General features: G+C 34.5%; 11 protein-coding genes. All 11 read left to right on the top strand.

All coding sequences use genetic code 11. The features are described from left to right. The first annotated feature begins 20 nt into the window (after positions 1-20). The 11 genes from RBB56_RS12565 to RBB56_RS12615 all read left to right on the top strand — a co-directional run bounded on the left by RBB56_RS12565 (position 21) and on the right by RBB56_RS12615 (position 15,124). Entirely contained in the window at positions 21-1,331 is a 1,311-nt protein-coding gene (locus RBB56_RS12565; RefSeq protein WP_306719303.1) for a UDP-glucose dehydrogenase family protein, read from the top strand. A 26-nt stretch (positions 1,332-1,357) separates the two neighbouring features. Further along, positions 1,358-3,205: an O-antigen ligase family protein gene (locus RBB56_RS12570; RefSeq protein ID WP_306719304.1), complete on the top strand. Its 1,848-nt coding sequence runs from the start codon at positions 1,358-1,360 to the stop codon at positions 3,203-3,205. A 13-nt stretch (positions 3,206-3,218) separates the two neighbouring features. After that, positions 3,219-4,400, top strand: a complete 1,182-nt coding sequence (locus tag RBB56_RS12575) for a glycosyltransferase family 4 protein (protein ID WP_306719305.1) — start codon at positions 3,219-3,221, stop codon at positions 4,398-4,400. A 133-nt stretch (positions 4,401-4,533) separates the two neighbouring features. Beyond that, positions 4,534-5,796, top strand: a complete 1,263-nt coding sequence (locus RBB56_RS12580) for a glycosyltransferase family 4 protein (protein WP_306719306.1) — start codon at positions 4,534-4,536, stop codon at positions 5,794-5,796. Further along, on the top strand, positions 5,774-6,931 hold the full coding sequence (locus RBB56_RS12585) for a glycosyltransferase family 4 protein (protein WP_306719307.1): 1,158 nt from the start codon (positions 5,774-5,776) through the stop codon (positions 6,929-6,931). Before RBB56_RS12580 ends, RBB56_RS12585 begins: the two co-directional genes overlap by 23 nt. A 14-nt stretch (positions 6,932-6,945) precedes the next feature. Continuing rightward, positions 6,946-8,334, top strand: a complete 1,389-nt coding sequence (locus tag RBB56_RS12590) for a glycosyltransferase family 2 protein (protein ID WP_306719308.1) — start codon at positions 6,946-6,948, stop codon at positions 8,332-8,334. 19 nt (positions 8,335-8,353) lie between these two features. Next, positions 8,354-10,414 (top strand): glycosyltransferase, encoded by a 2,061-nt coding sequence (locus tag RBB56_RS12595; RefSeq protein WP_306719309.1) that lies wholly within the window; start codon positions 8,354-8,356, stop codon positions 10,412-10,414. Beyond that, positions 10,411-11,544 (top strand): class I SAM-dependent methyltransferase, encoded by a 1,134-nt coding sequence (locus tag RBB56_RS12600; RefSeq protein ID WP_306719310.1) that lies wholly within the window; start codon positions 10,411-10,413, stop codon positions 11,542-11,544. Before RBB56_RS12595 ends, RBB56_RS12600 begins: the two co-directional genes overlap by 4 nt. Positions 11,545-11,561: 17 nt before the next feature. Continuing rightward, positions 11,562-12,788, top strand: coding sequence for an ABC transporter ATP-binding protein (locus tag RBB56_RS12605; RefSeq protein ID WP_306719311.1), 1,227 nt, complete (start codon positions 11,562-11,564; stop codon positions 12,786-12,788). Positions 12,789-12,798: 10 nt separating this feature from the next. Then, on the top strand, positions 12,799-14,160 hold the full coding sequence (locus RBB56_RS12610; RefSeq protein ID WP_306719312.1) for an ABC transporter permease: 1,362 nt from the start codon (positions 12,799-12,801) through the stop codon (positions 14,158-14,160). A 127-nt stretch (positions 14,161-14,287) separates the two neighbouring features. Then, entirely contained in the window at positions 14,288-15,124 is an 837-nt protein-coding gene (locus tag RBB56_RS12615; protein WP_306719313.1) for an NAD-dependent epimerase/dehydratase family protein, read from the top strand. The last annotated feature ends 4 nt before the right edge of the window (positions 15,125-15,128 follow it).

Raw genomic sequence — 15,128 nt, forward strand, 5'->3', positions numbered from 1 at the left:
AAGGTTGGAGGTTTATAGGGATGAAATTAGTAGTGGCAGGAACTGGTTATGTAGGTTTGGTGGCAGGAGTATGTTTTGCAGAAGTAGGCCATGATGTAACCTGTGTGGATGTGGATGAGAAGAAAGTAAAGTTAATGGAGTCTGGTATTTCTCCGATTTATGAAGAAGGGCTGGAGGAGTTGATGCAGAGAAATTATGCAGCAGGAAGACTTCATTATACGGTAGATTACCAAAATGCTTATCGAGATGCGGATGCCATTTTTATTGGAGTGGGCACGCCGGAACAGCCGGATGGTTCGGCAAACTTAAGCTATATTGCAACGGTATCCAGACAGATTGCTGAATCGGTGGAAAGAGATTGTCTTGTAGTGGTGAAGTCTACGGTTCCGGTTGGGACGAACGATAAGGTGGAACAGTTTATTCGAGACTTCCTCATTAGAGATGTTAAGGTAGAGGTGGCTTCTAATCCGGAATTTCTCGCACAGGGTTCTGCTGTTCATGATACCCTTCATGCAGCTCGTATTATTATCGGCACGGAAACCAAAGAGGCAGAAGGACTGCTGATGAAGATTTATGAGCCGTTCCAAATACCGATTGTATCGGTTAGTAGACGAAGTGCGGAGATGACAAAATATGCTGCTAATGATTTTCTTGCACTTAAAATATCTTATATGAATGATATCGCGAATCTATGTGAATTAGTGGGAGCCAATATTGAGGATGTAGCGAAAGGAATGAGTTATGATGAAAGAATAGGTTCGAACTTCTTGAAGGCAGGTATCGGATATGGTGGAAGCTGCTTTCCCAAGGACACGAAGGCCTTAAAGTTTCTGGCTATTAATGCAGGATATCATCTGGAGACGGTAGAGGCGGCAGTGGAAGTTAATGTAAGGCAGAAAACAAGACTATTTAAGAAGGCAAGTAATCGAATGATTACTTTTGAGGGATTGAAAGTAGCGGTATTAGGGCTTGCTTTCAAACCAGGAACAGATGATTTAAGAGAAGCTCCGTCAATCGATAATGTAGAACTTCTGCTAGCCCATGGAGCAGAAATCTATGCGTATGATCCAGTAGCGGTGGAAAATTTTAAAAGAAAATATCCAGAAGGTACGAATGGAAGAGGAAGAATTACATATGTAGATAATCCGGAAGAGGCTTTAAAGGGAGCGAATCTTTGCTTTATCTTCACAGAGTGGAAGGATATAAAGGAGATTTCTGAAGATACCTTTAAAAAGCTTATGCAGACACCGCTTGTGTACGATGGACGAAATGTTTATAACGTAGAATCTATGAAAGAACAAGGTGTGGAATATTATAGTATTGGTAGATAATGATAGAAGGATAGGATGGATATTTCATGACGAAGAACAATTTAAAGGAGTTTTCCTATTACCTGTTTTTCGGGTTAATGATTTTTGCAAAAGGAATAGGGCTGGATAGCGGAGATAAAATATATTACCTTTTAAGCGCGGTGGCATGTGTTTGTGTGGCCTTAAAACTTGTATTGACCCAATATAATAAAAAGCAAGTCGTGGCTATGATACTTTTATGTCTCATAGCCTTTGTTGCATATAGGAATTCGGGGAGAATGGGAATTGTACTAACTACACTTACCGTTGTTGGAATGAAGGATATGAAGGTGCATAAGTTGTTTCACTTAGGGGCAGTCATTTATGGAATTTCTTTCATGTTAACAGTAATTTTGGCCGGAGCTGGAGTTATAACTAACCCAATGGTAGTACATGAAAAGGGCGGAATTGGCGAAGTTATCCGATGGGGAATGGGATATAGTACAGGGAATGTATTCCACATATCTTACTTTATATTAACTGCATTCCTATGCTATTGTTGGGGAAGAAATTATAGGTGGAAGAAGATGCTGGCACTTATGACTGGTAATATACTTGTTTTCCTGTTTTCCCTCAGTTATACAGGTGTAGTAGTAACTACTTTCTATCTCCTGCTTAATTTATATGCAGTAAAGCGTCAACGCTTGAATAAAGTCGAAAAGATAATCTGCCAGCTTGTCCTACCTTTTAGCGTGTTATTTTCTCTTTTAGCTCCTTTGATATTACAATATCCACTGATGCAGAAATTAGATCATATGTTACAAGCGCGATTATCCTTTTCCGGTTATTATCTGTTGAATCAGCCGATTACGATGTTTGGGGCAAGAATGCGAGATATCCCGGGGTTCTGGGTTATTATGGATAATGGATACGTTTATTTCTTAATGACTTTTGGTATAGTAGCTTTTATTTTATTTTATGTGGGATATGCTATTATAGTAGCACGGATGACAAGGAAGCAGAAAGAAAGGCTTCCGGCATTGGCTATGATATTTTCCTTTTTATTGTATGGGATTATGGAGCAGTTTATCTCCAATGCGTTTATGAATATTTCCCTTATTTTCTTAGGGGAAGTTCTATTCGGTGAGGAGGCAGGGGAAGAGGTGTCTTCACCTATTGCAGAAAAATGGAGATATGCACTTAACGAAGTTATAAAGAATAGAAAATATATTTTGGCAGGAAGCATTAGTTTCGGTGCTATAGGGGTAGTTGCTTATCTTTCGCTTGGTGTTTCTCCGCTATATGTAGATGTTCCGATAGGGGCATTGAACTATGTGGATGCACAAAGTGTTATTGTGAATGTGAGAAATGAAGAGGGAACGAAAGATGCCCTGAACGAGGAAATGAATCGTTATCGGGAGTTGATAGAAGAAGATATCATTCTCAAGAATGCATTAGATGAGGCTGGATTATCCGATAAACTGACAGAAAATGAGATAAGATTTGCGTTGGAGTTCTCTCTTCCGCAGTCCATTCATAGAAGCGGTGATTACCATTCCTTCCGCATTCGATTGTTGGAGCTGTATTATGATGTGACGGAAGAAGAATATCGGGAAGTACTCCAATATCTCATGGCAGAGGCTAGCGAGCGCCTTGATGTTATCGATATTGACAATGAAGTATCCGGCAGTGTTTATTCGGAAAGAATAGGGAAAAGTTTCGGTGAAGACCGAATTGAGCATATTGATATTGAGAAAAACTATCTCGTGGAAAAAAGCGGTAGCATTGTACGGATTGAATATTTCAGGAATAGTATCTTGAGTGCGCTGGGGGGAGCTCTTGCCGGTGGTATATTGATTGTAATAGTAGATCTGATTCGCTATAATATAGGAAAACAAAGGAAGATAGAACGGTGAGGAAAGTAAATATATGAGAATAGCAATTGATTTGACTTCTCTGGCGGACAATTTTTCGGGGATAGAGCGTTATGCGATGAGTATCACACAGGAATTAATTGATCTGGACAGCGAGCAAAAACATACTTATATCTTGTTATTTAAAAATAAAGTCCATGAAGATTTCAGGAGATATGCAGACAAAAAAAATGTTGTCTGTAAGGTGTATAAAGGGCAGAATAAACTGGTATTCCAACAGATTATTTTGCCATTCCATCTCTATGGAATCAAGGCAGACCGCTATCTCTTTCTGGCCTTTCAAAGCCCGGTTCTCTTCTGGAAAAGAGGAATATACAATACGATACACGATCTTACCAGTTGGGACTGCCCTGAGACGATGAAGAAGAAGATGGAATTATATTTTAAGCTGACCATTCGCAGTGCACTGCTTGTCAGTGAAGGAATTATTGTGAATTCGAAGTTCACGCGGGACAGAATTATGGACAAGTTCCGTTATAATAAAAATAAAATTACACTTGCCTATTGTGGAATCTCGGATGTGTTTATGGATTATGTGGCAGACCAGCCACAAGCTGCGGCACAGGGAGAAGAAAAGAAAGAAGAAACGATAGACCGGTTGGAGAAAATAAGAAACCGTTCTCTAGATATCCGCCGTAAATATCATCTTCCTGAGCAGTATCTTCTCTGCCTTGCGACTTTGGAGCCTCGCAAGAATCTTCCCTTTCTTGTGGAAGCTTATGTGGAGTTGCTAGAGGAAGGAAGTGTAGATATTCCTCTTGTCCTAGCAGGAAGAAAAGGATGGAAGATGGACGAATTCCTCGATAGAATTGAGGAAGACTATAGAAGGAATATAGTGGTGACAGGATTTATCGACGATGAAGACCTGCCATATGTATACCATATGGCGGACTGTTTTATATTTCCATCTATCTACGAAGGCTTCGGTATGCCTCCCTTAGAGGCCATGACAGTAGGAACTATGGTGATTTCCTCCGATGCGGCATCCTTGCCGGAGGTTCTTGGAATGGCAGCATCTTATTTTCGTTCCGGTGATAAAGAAGAACTGAAAGAAAAAATGCGCCAGGGAATTCATCAGGAATGTGATGCAGTGACGATAAAGGAGATTAAGAAAAGGGTGGAAATGTTCCAATGGAGAAGATCTGCTGAGAAGGTTTATAGAAGAATGAGATTGTAAGGCCTCTTCTTTTTTAAGAAACTTTTGATGACTTAGCCAACGAAGTGCACATTGACGCCGAAAGATTGTAATTAACGGGAAAGTCCGTTATAATGTAAAAATAGTAAGCCTGTATAGCAGAGGATTGTTGTAAATGAAAATGAAACAAGCAGTTAGAAGAATACTTCCGGATGCCGCCGCTTTAAAGCTGAAAAAGGCGATAGGTATGAGGAATAGTCAGAAAATGTTAGAAAGAAAGAAGCAGGTACAGCCTTACCGGCAGGGATATTATCAACAAGGCATCAACCTGATTGGAGATGTTCAGGCAGAGACAGGACTTGGACAGAGTATGAGAATTTTGGCTGGAATGATAGAAAAGAGTGAGATCCCTTTTGAGATCAAACAGACTAACCTGCACGGGAATCTGGAGCATAATGATAATGCATGGGCACACAAACTTGTGGAAAACGTGAAGTATGATGTGAATATAATCCATTGGATTCCCGAGACATGGGCAGCAGACTATAACGAAGCAGATAATAGCCTCTTTGATTATCGTTATAATATTGCTTATTGGCTGTGGGAATTGGAGGATTTTCCGGACAGGTGGCTTCCTGGTATCCAAACAGTGGACGAGATATGGACACCTTCCGAATTCATAAGTAATAGCATAAGAAAAAAGACGGATAAACCGGTAATCACAATTCCCTATGCGATTGAAGTGAAAAAAGAAGGCTATCTGGACAGAAAATATTTTTCTTTACCGGAGGATAAGCTACTCTTTTTGACTATGTATGATTTTATTAGCATCAGTGAAAGGAAGAATCCTGAAGCAGTAATTGATGCGTATATGAAAGCATTTCCAGTGGGGGATTTCCACGTGGAAAATGACACGGTAGGAATTGTAATCAAGGTGAATCATGCGGAAGAGAAAAAATTAGTAGAGTTAAAAGATAAACTGAAGAATTATAAAAATGTTTATTTTATTACTAAGAATCTTACAAGGCTTGAGGTGGATTCCTTGCTTAATATGTGTGATATTCTCGTTTCCTTGCATCGATCAGAAGGATTCGGTCTTCCCTTGGCAGAGGCTATGGCACTTGGAAAACCCGTTATTGCAACCAATTGGTCAGCTTCCATAGAGTTCATGAATGAGGAAAATGCTTGCCTTGTGGACTACAAACTAATAAAGTTGAAGAAAACCATTGGTCCGTACGAAAAGGGAAATTATTGGGCGGATGCGGATACATCACACGCAGCCTACTATATGAAAAAATTATGGGAAGACAAAGAATATCGGGAGTTAATAGGGAAGGATGCTGAAAACCATGTGAAGGAACATCTGACCTATACATGTTCAGCGGATAGGATGAAAAATAGATTGAAGGAAATATATGAAGCGAATAGCATTTGTTAATCAAAGATATGGTAAAGAGGTAAATGGCGGTTCCGAATATTATACGATGCTTATGGCTCAGAAGCTGAAAGAATATTATGAAGTAGAGGTACTGACATCGAAAGCCCTCACTTATGAAAAGTGGGAAGACTATTACAAAGAGGATGTAGAAGACATTGATGGAGTAAGGGTAAGGAGGTTTTCTGTAAAAAGGAAGCGCAGCCGCGGCAGCCAAAGACTTCTTAAGATTCTTATTACTCGGTTTGGCGTAAATACCCGCAGAATGACGGAGACATGGAATAAAGTATTGGGGCCATATGTTCCCGATCTGGTGAAATATATACGGGAAAATAAGGACGAATATGATGCCTTTATATTTGTTACCTATATGTATTATCCCACAGTGTTCGGTATGCGTGAAGCGGCGGAGAAAGCTATATTTGTGCCTACAGCTCATGATGAGTACTGCATTTATTTCAAATTATATGAGAAAGTATTCCGACTTCCCAGAAAAATAGTATTTCTGACACCGGAAGAAAGAGATTTTGTGCATCGCTTATTTCATAATGAGGAAATTGACAGTGAAGTGATCAGTGTTGGTATAGATTTGCCGGCCAATGTTGATGCAGAGAGTTTTCGGAAAAAATATGGAATTGAAGGGGAATATATGCTCTACGCAGGAAGGGTGGATGCAGAGAAAGGCTGCGATGAGATGTTTGCCTATTTTCAAAGATTCAGTGAGAATAGCAAAGATTTACAACTTGTGGTGATAGGGAAAGCTTATATGGATATTCCTGAGCAAGATAATATTCAGTACCTTGGATTTGTTCCTGAGGAAGATAAATATAACGCGATAAAGGGGGCCAAGATTCTTTGGCTACCGTCTCAGTTTGAGAGCTTGTCCATTGCGGTTCTTGAGGCCATGGCCTTGGGAGTGCCGGTAGTAGTAAATGGGAAATGTGAGGTGCTGCGGGGGCATTGCGAGAGAAGCGATGCGGGAATGTGGTATAATAATTATAATGAAATGGAACAAATTGTTTCTCACATAAAAAACAGCGAAAATGTTGAAATGAGAATTAAGGCAAGAAAATATATTGGTAATTGTTTTCAGTGGAATAAAATTATCAAAAAGTGGAAAATGATTATTGAGGATTAAAAAGTATGAGAAGTGTGACTATCGTAGTACCAATATATAATGATTGGAATTCTTTATCGGTCTGTATTGAATCACTTAAGTTGTATGTAAACACATGTCATACAATTCTATTAATAAATGATATTGGCCCAGAGGCAGACGGTATTGAAAGAAGAATACTAAATATTATACGAGATGATAAAAGGTTTAAATATGTAAGAAATCCTCAAAACATTGGGTTCGTGAAAACTTGTAATAGAGCTGTTTTTGAATTGGATAAAAGTGATAATGACATTATGTTGCTTAACTCAGATACACGAGTGACATCAGATTTTTTGGAAGAAATGCAAAATGTATTATATGATGATGCATGGAACGGAGTAGTTTGTCCAAGGAGTAATAATGCTACTTTTTTATCAGTTCCGGTAAATAAGATGAAAAATGAATATTCGGCAGATGAAAGTTATGCTATCTACCAAAAAATTAAAGAGTATTTACCTCTAATGTACGACCTTGTAACTGGAGTGGGATTTGCTTTTTTAATTAAACGGGAATTGATTAAAAAGTATGGGCTATTTGATGAAGTTTTTAGTCCTGGTTATAATGAAGAAAATGATTTTTGCATGAGAGTAAGAAAATATGGATATAAAATAATTGCTGCAAATAAAGCATATATTTTTCACGATGAATCAAAATCATTTGGAAGTAAAAAAAAAGAATTAGAGTTAAAAAATAGTGCCGTTTTACTTAAAAGATACCCGGAGTATTGGGAGTTGACGGAGCGATTTCTTAAATATAGTTATTGTGCGGTTGACTATTTTGCAAATGCCATAGTCAAAGACGCTGATGATATGATAAGAATTATTATAGACCTGAGGAATATAAGTGTAAATACAAATAAGGAATTCAAGAATTGCTTTCTTTTTTTGAAAAAGGTATTTGAGATAAAAGGAATGAAGAAGAATCAGGAAATATATATTTTAGCCTCTGCTGGCAATTTGAGAAAAATTAAAAGATATTTTAATGAGAAGATCGAAAGTTTTAGGATATTTAAAGAAAATCAACTTCCGACAGGATTGTACGATGCGGCTATTGTATATGGAAAACTTGAAACAGAGAGGCAAAAAGTATTTCTTAATAATAGAGCATTAAGAATCTTTGAGATTTGCTATGATAATAACAATGAGTTCTTGGAAGAAATAAGTCTAAAAATAAATGAGAAAATAAATATTAGTCAACTGGAAAGACGATTCGTGGAAATTAAAACTATTGAAAAATTAATTGATATGAAAAGTTCAGAGAAGTTTTCTTATTATAATTTATTATTTAATATAAAAAAAACTATATTCATATACTGTAATTTTATTTTTGTATTAAAATTGAGGGTTAAATCGCTGGCTGATAAAGTTATTCGTAATAAATGATGGATTAATAGAGGAAAAAATGATGAAGGCTGTGACAATAATAATACCAGTTTATAAGGACTGGGAAACTTTGGAGATATGTTTAAATTCTCTTATAAAATATATTCCTGATGGAAATAAAATATTAATTATTAATGACATGGGTCCGCAATGGAGACAAATGGAAAATAATATTAAAGATTTGATTGAAGGACACCCAATGTTTATTTATGAAAGAAATCCTAATAATGTTGGCTTTATAAAGACCTGCAACAGAGGAGTTTTTGAATCTGATAATTCTGATAATGATATTTTGCTGCTGAACTCGGATACTTGTGTTACCGAAGGATTTCTTGAAGAGATGTTGTATGTGTTGTATTCTAATGAACGCCATGGGGCGGTATGTCCGCGAAGCAATAATGCAACGCTATTGACTGTTCCTATCAACAACAATTTAAAGCGAAAAGTAACATTTGAGGAGAGCTATAAAATATATCAAGCAATAAAGGATAAACTACCGCGGCAAGCTGTTATACCTACTGGTGTAGGTTTTGCGATTTTAATAAAAAGAGAAATAATTAGGAAATTCGGGTTATTTGATGAAATATATGGGGCGGGATATCAGGAAGAAAACGATTTTTGTCAAAGGATTAATAGATATGGATATAATACATTGATGTCAAATTACTCTTTTGTATATCATTTTGAAGGAAGGAGCTTTGGCGAAAAAAACAAACAATTACTTGAAGAAAAAAATTCTAATATTTTATTGGACAGATATCCTTATTATGAAAAAATAATAAAAGATTATTTCAATAATCAAGTAGATGTTATCGATTATTTTTCAGACATGATTAGTGAATGTATTTATAGAAAAAAAAGAATATTAATAAGTCTATATGAGCTGCCTTCTATTTATAATGGTTCAACTGAATATAATTTAGCTTTTATAGAAGAATTCTACAAAAAATATAAAGAAAAGTATGAAATTTTTATTTTAGTTAATCGACGTGCAGATAATTTTTTTAAAATTTCCGATATATATCCTAACGTTTTATTTCCGGATACAATAAAAGAAACTTTTCATCTGGCATTTGTTCCGTCACAGATATATCACATAGAACACCTTCTCATACTAAATAAGACTAGTTTGAAGTTTATTTTTTGTATGCAAGATATTATTAGTATAAGAACTAATCATTTATTAATTTTAGATTACGAAAGACAAGAAGTTTTTCGCAAAGCTATCAGATATTGTGATGGTATGACTTCAATTAGTGAGTTTTCGTTAAAAGATACTACTGATTATTATTTCAAAGAATTTGAACAACGAAATATTGAAACAAAAATAATTTATCATGGAGTAAATAATAAAAAGCCAGTAAATAAAGAAGATTTTTCTATACCATTTGAAGAATATTTTATCGTCTTCGGTAACTTTTATGAACATAAATGGTTAAAAGAGACGTTACCTTTTTTAATAGAATCTGTTTATAACTATGTTATAATAGGAATGAACGAGACGGGATTCGAAGCTAAAAATATATATGGACTGAAAAGTGGAGAAATAGAAGATGAACACATGAATTATTTGACAGAACGATCAATTGGGATATTGTTTCCGAGTATATATGAAGGTTTTGGACTTCCAATTGTTAATGCTATACAATTTAGAAAAAAGATAATTTTACAAAGAAATGAGTTAAATATAGAGTTGAAAAATTATTTTAAGTATTATGAAAGTAACTTTTTTTTGTATGATTATGGTGAAGAACTAGAAAATATATTTAAATTGATTTTATCAAATCAAAAATGCCATATTGATGTAGACTTATATTTTGATAGAACCTGGCAGGATGTTACAGAAGAGACAGAAAATTTTATAAATAAGGTATTGGAAGAGCCGTTAGATTATAACAAACTGTATAGTAGGTGGGATGATTTAAAAGGAAATGAAAAAATAAATGATTATCAAAATACTCCTATTTATAAAGTGAGTTCCGAATGGTTAATTAAATGTATAAAATATAAGACTAAAATGAAAATAAAAGAGAAGTTTCCCAAACTGTTAAAATATATAAAAAGAAGGAGTTCTCAATGAAGTATGATTTTAAGTTAGACATGATATACAATAATTCGTTGTCAATAATAGCAAAACAAATTCGCAAAGGGTCTTGCGTATTGGAATTTGGTCCTGCAAATGGAAGACTGACGAAATACATGAAAGAAGAATTGGAATGTGAAATTTATTTAGTAGAAATAGATGAGACAGCCGGAAGACAAGCTTTAATGTATGCAGAAGACTTGCTTACAGGCGATATCGAAGACTACGAATGGGTAGAGCGTTATAGAGAAATAAAGTTTGATTACATTATATTAGCAGATGTGTTGGAACATTTGCATGATCCTGGACTTTTGCTGCATAAAGCTAAATTATTGCTGAGCGAGACCGGGTCCATTTTGATTTCTGTACCTAACATAGCACATAATTCTGTTGCGATAAATTTGATTAATAATAAATTTATGTATACCGATACTGGGCTTTTAGATAATACGCATATTCATTTCTTTACAAAGGATAGTTTAGAGAGTATCCTATTGGAAGCAGGATTATTTCCTATTAAAAAATTTGGTACATATAATGAAGTAGGAGATAATGAGATTGAAAATACCTATCATTCTGTTTTGGGAGTTCCGGCATCATTTTGGAAAATGCGTCCGTACGGGTCTGTTTATCAATATGTTTACGAGGTTAAAACTGGAAAAGAGTATTTAGATATACAGACTGATAGAATAGTAAAATATTATCCATCCTTTTTTGTGACATTTAAATACGATTTAGGGGATAATTATCAAAATGAATTGCAGGATAAATTTCCCATATGGGGGTTGGGAACAGATTTTATTTGGGAAATAAACGTTCCGCCAATGGCAAAGAGCATATGTGTAGATATTGGGGACGGTAAATGTGTCATAGAAAATGTAAAGGCTGAGATAAAGAATGAATCAGGAAAAATGGACATTCTATATGAACATTCTAATTTAGATGCTTTAGAGGCAGGGCAATACTTTTTCTTTTGCGATAATCCTCAATTATATTATAAAGTAAACCAGCTTGATAGGTGTCAGACTTTCACTTTTGGAATGAGTATGGTTTCTGTTGATACCAGGGAGATAAACTTAATGTATAATACCCTGATTAAAGTAAAGGCGGAGTATCAAAATAGATAAAGGAGAAATGATATTTCATGATAGAGGAAGTTTTGGGTATAGATTGTGTTAGCAAAGTATATAGGCTATATGAAAAGCCTACTGACAGAATAAAAGAAACCTTTCTAAAAAATAAAAAATACCACAATGAGTTTTACGCCTTAAAGGATATAAACATAAATATAAATAAAGGAGAAACGGTTGGAATAATTGGGAGAAATGGTTCCGGAAAGTCTACTTTATTAAAGATAATTACTGGTGTACTTAATCCAACAGAAGGAGAAGTGCGTCATGAGGGAAGAATATCGGCTTTATTAGAGTTGGGTACTGGATTTAACATGGAGTATACAGGTATTCAAAATATTTATTTTAATGGAACACTTATGGGACTGACCAAAAAAGATGTTGATAGGAAGATAAATGATATTATTGAATTTGCGGACATAGGGGATTATATTAATCAACCGGTAAAGACATATTCAAGCGGTATGTTTGTGAGGTTGGCATTTGCAGTTGCCATTAGCGTAGAACCAGAAATATTAATTGTAGATGAAGCATTAGCTGTGGGAGATACAAGGTTCCAGGTAAAATGCATGAATAAGTTTACGGAGTTTATGGAACAAGGCAGGACAATACTGTTTGTCAGTCATGATTTGAATTCAGTAAAAAGGTTTTGTAAAAGAACGATTTGGATAAATAACGGAACAGTAATCATGGATGGAGACACAGATGAAGTAACAGATAGCTATAATGATTTTTTGGGCAGTGATTTGTCATATGAAATGTATTCAAAAGAAAAGAAAAAGTTTATTACCCCTCAGCAAGAAGATTCTGAATATGATTTACAAGGAGTTGATATTGCTAAGATTACAGATGTAAAGCTTTATAACGAAAAGAGGAAGGAAACAGAATGCGTTAATTTTGGGGAAGACGTGTTTTTACGCATAAAGTATTTAGTTAAAGATACAACGATAAACGATCCAGTCTTAGGTGTTGCAATAAGGACTATAAATAACGAATATATTTGCGGTTTAAATACTTTGCTTGATGGTATTCATATACCATGGAAAAAAGGCATTAATGAAGTTGTCTTAAAATATAATACTTTGAACATAACTGGTGGACATTATTATTTTGATGTAGCTTTATTTGATAGTACAGCAATAGTTCAATTTGATTATCAAACACAATACCTTAATTTTTTTGTTAATATGAATTATATTGCAGAAGGTAAAGTGGTTTTAAAACATGTATGGGAAATTTGAGGAATGACTTATGAAGGTTAAAAGATTGATATTATCTTTTGTAATAGGAATACTTTTTGCATTTATTTTAATATATTCTTTTGAATTGAATATCAATAAATATTGCATAGAATATACAATAGAGTATCTTCAGCATGGAAATAATCAGATATTTTATAGTGATAAACCTGAACACTTTAATGAAGAAAACGCATTTTTATATGATATCAGTGCAAAAAAGCCTATAACTATTACAGAGGAAATTAATAACAATAATACTTTTTTGAGAATTGATCTTGGGTATAATGACAATACTGTTCAAATCTCGGACTTGAACATTAGCAGATATAATATTAAAGAAAATATTACGAATAAAAGTATTATACAAGAAAATGGTATACAAGGGATTAAATATGACGAAGGAATATACAGTATTGCCGTTGAAGGAACTGATCCATATATTATTTTAGATTTGAGTCATTTGATAGATAAGACAGATGATAATATACGGCAGCTCCAAATCATTAAAAATGCAGCATCTTGGATTGCTGCTTTATTCTTAATGATAATTGTTTATATCAAATATAAATTTTTTTGGCGAACTTTTTGTTGGATATTGGATATAATAAGGGAATGGAGATTAATATTAAATCTGGCAGGTAATGACTTTAAAATGAAATATGCTGCCTCATATTTTGGGGCTGTATGGGCATTTATACAGCCGATGATCACAGTTATAATATATGTTATTATATTTGGTGTGGGCTTTAGGTCTTTGCCGGTTGAAGGGGTATCATATGCCTTATGGCTTACGGTGGGAATAATACCATGGTTTTTTTTCTCGGAAGCGTTATCAAGTGCGACAAATTCATTGGTAGAATATAATTATTTAGTAAAGAAAGTTGTATTTAAAATAGAAGTATTACCAATAGTTAAGATTGTTTCTTCTATAATTGTTCATATGTTTTTCTTGATAATTGCAATTATTATGCAGTTGATTTATGGGATACCGTTGACCATATATTTATGCCAGTTTATATATTATACATTTTGCGTTATAATACTTGCATGGGGGATTGCAAATATAACTTCTGCAATAACAGTTTTTTTCAAGGATATGAATTATATAATTAATATAATATTACAGCTTGGCATGTGGGCAACGCCTATAATGTATAATATTACAATATTTGGTAAGACCGGAGAGAAAATCTTAAAGCTAAATCCAATGTGTTATATAGTAGAAGGATATAGAGATGCCTTCTTTCAGCACATATGGTTTTGGGAAAAACCACAGATGATGTTATATTTTTGGTCTGTAACTGGTATTATTTTATTGCTTGGAATAATTGTTTTTAGTAGTTTAAAGAAACATTTTGCCGATGTTTTATAATTATTTTATATAAATACAGAAAAAGATTATTATGCATGTTATATGTTATGTAGGAATATACTTGCAATTTTAAGGAAAGGAAAAGCATAATGTATTTGGCTTATTATACATTATGTAAGAATGGAAAATGAGAGTATTAGTTACAGGAGCAGGGGGATACATAGGGCGCCATGTCGTTAAAAAGTTATTAGATGAAGGGCATATAGTAATTGCTTCTGACTTCGATAAAAAGGGAATTGATAGCAGAGCAGAATTGTCCGATGTTCCTATATTTAGTGGCGATAAAGATATTTATAAACAGTTGGGTGAGCCAGATGCTTGTATACATATGGCATGGAAGGATGGATTTATTCATAATTCGGATGCACATATGCAAGAAGTATCCAATCACTATTTGTTTTTGCTCAATATGATTAAAGGTGGTTTGAAAAGAGTCAGCGTTATGGGGACAATGCATGAAATCGGCTATTGGGAGGGCTCTGTCGATGAGAATACACCTTGTAATCCATTATCAAAATATGGAATTGCTAAAAATGCATTGCGGCAAGCGTTACTAATACTTGCTCAAGAATATCATGTTAATTTATATTGGCTGAGGGCATATTATATTCTTGGAGATGAATCTAAAAGTAGTTCCATTTTTTCTAAAATATTGCAGGCAGAGGAAGATGGGAAGGAATTATTCCCTTTTACGTCAGGAAAAAATCAATATGATTTCATCCAGGTTAAAAAATTGGCGGAGCAAATAGTAATGGCCAGTGTCCAAGATGAAGTGAAAGGAATTATTAATGTGTGTACAGGTCAACCTAAATCATTGGGACAACAGGTAGAAGAATTCATAGCAGAGCATAATTTGAATATTAGGCTTGATTATGGTGCTTTTCCCGATAGAAAATATGATTCTCCCGGTGTATGGGGAGATCCTACGAAAATTAATCTAATTATGGAGAAAGTAAGTAAATAAGGAA

Source organism: Kineothrix sp. MB12-C1 (assembly GCF_030863805.1).
GTDB lineage: Bacteria > Bacillota > Clostridia > Lachnospirales > Lachnospiraceae > Kineothrix.

Excerpts from the sequence above, each read along its gene's own strand:
- RBB56_RS12575 (WP_306719305.1), top strand. The coding sequence starts at position 3,219 with ATGAGAATAGCAATTGATTTGACTTCTCTGGCGGACAATTTTTCGGGG.
- RBB56_RS12565 (WP_306719303.1), top strand. The coding sequence starts at position 21 with ATGAAATTAGTAGTGGCAGGAACTGGTTATGTAGGTTTGGTGGCAGGA.
- RBB56_RS12570 (WP_306719304.1), top strand. The coding sequence starts at position 1,358 with ATGACGAAGAACAATTTAAAGGAGTTTTCCTATTACCTGTTTTTCGGG.
- RBB56_RS12595 (WP_306719309.1), top strand. The coding sequence starts at position 8,354 with ATGATGAAGGCTGTGACAATAATAATACCAGTTTATAAGGACTGGGAA.
- RBB56_RS12610 (WP_306719312.1), top strand. The coding sequence starts at position 12,799 with ATGAAGGTTAAAAGATTGATATTATCTTTTGTAATAGGAATACTTTTT.
- RBB56_RS12605 (WP_306719311.1), top strand. The coding sequence starts at position 11,562 with ATGATAGAGGAAGTTTTGGGTATAGATTGTGTTAGCAAAGTATATAGG.
- RBB56_RS12585 (WP_306719307.1), top strand. The coding sequence starts at position 5,774 with ATGAAGCGAATAGCATTTGTTAATCAAAGATATGGTAAAGAGGTAAAT.
- RBB56_RS12600 (WP_306719310.1), top strand. The coding sequence starts at position 10,411 with ATGAAGTATGATTTTAAGTTAGACATGATATACAATAATTCGTTGTCA.
- RBB56_RS12580 (WP_306719306.1), top strand. The coding sequence starts at position 4,534 with ATGAAAATGAAACAAGCAGTTAGAAGAATACTTCCGGATGCCGCCGCT.
- RBB56_RS12615 (WP_306719313.1), top strand. The coding sequence starts at position 14,288 with ATGAGAGTATTAGTTACAGGAGCAGGGGGATACATAGGGCGCCATGTC.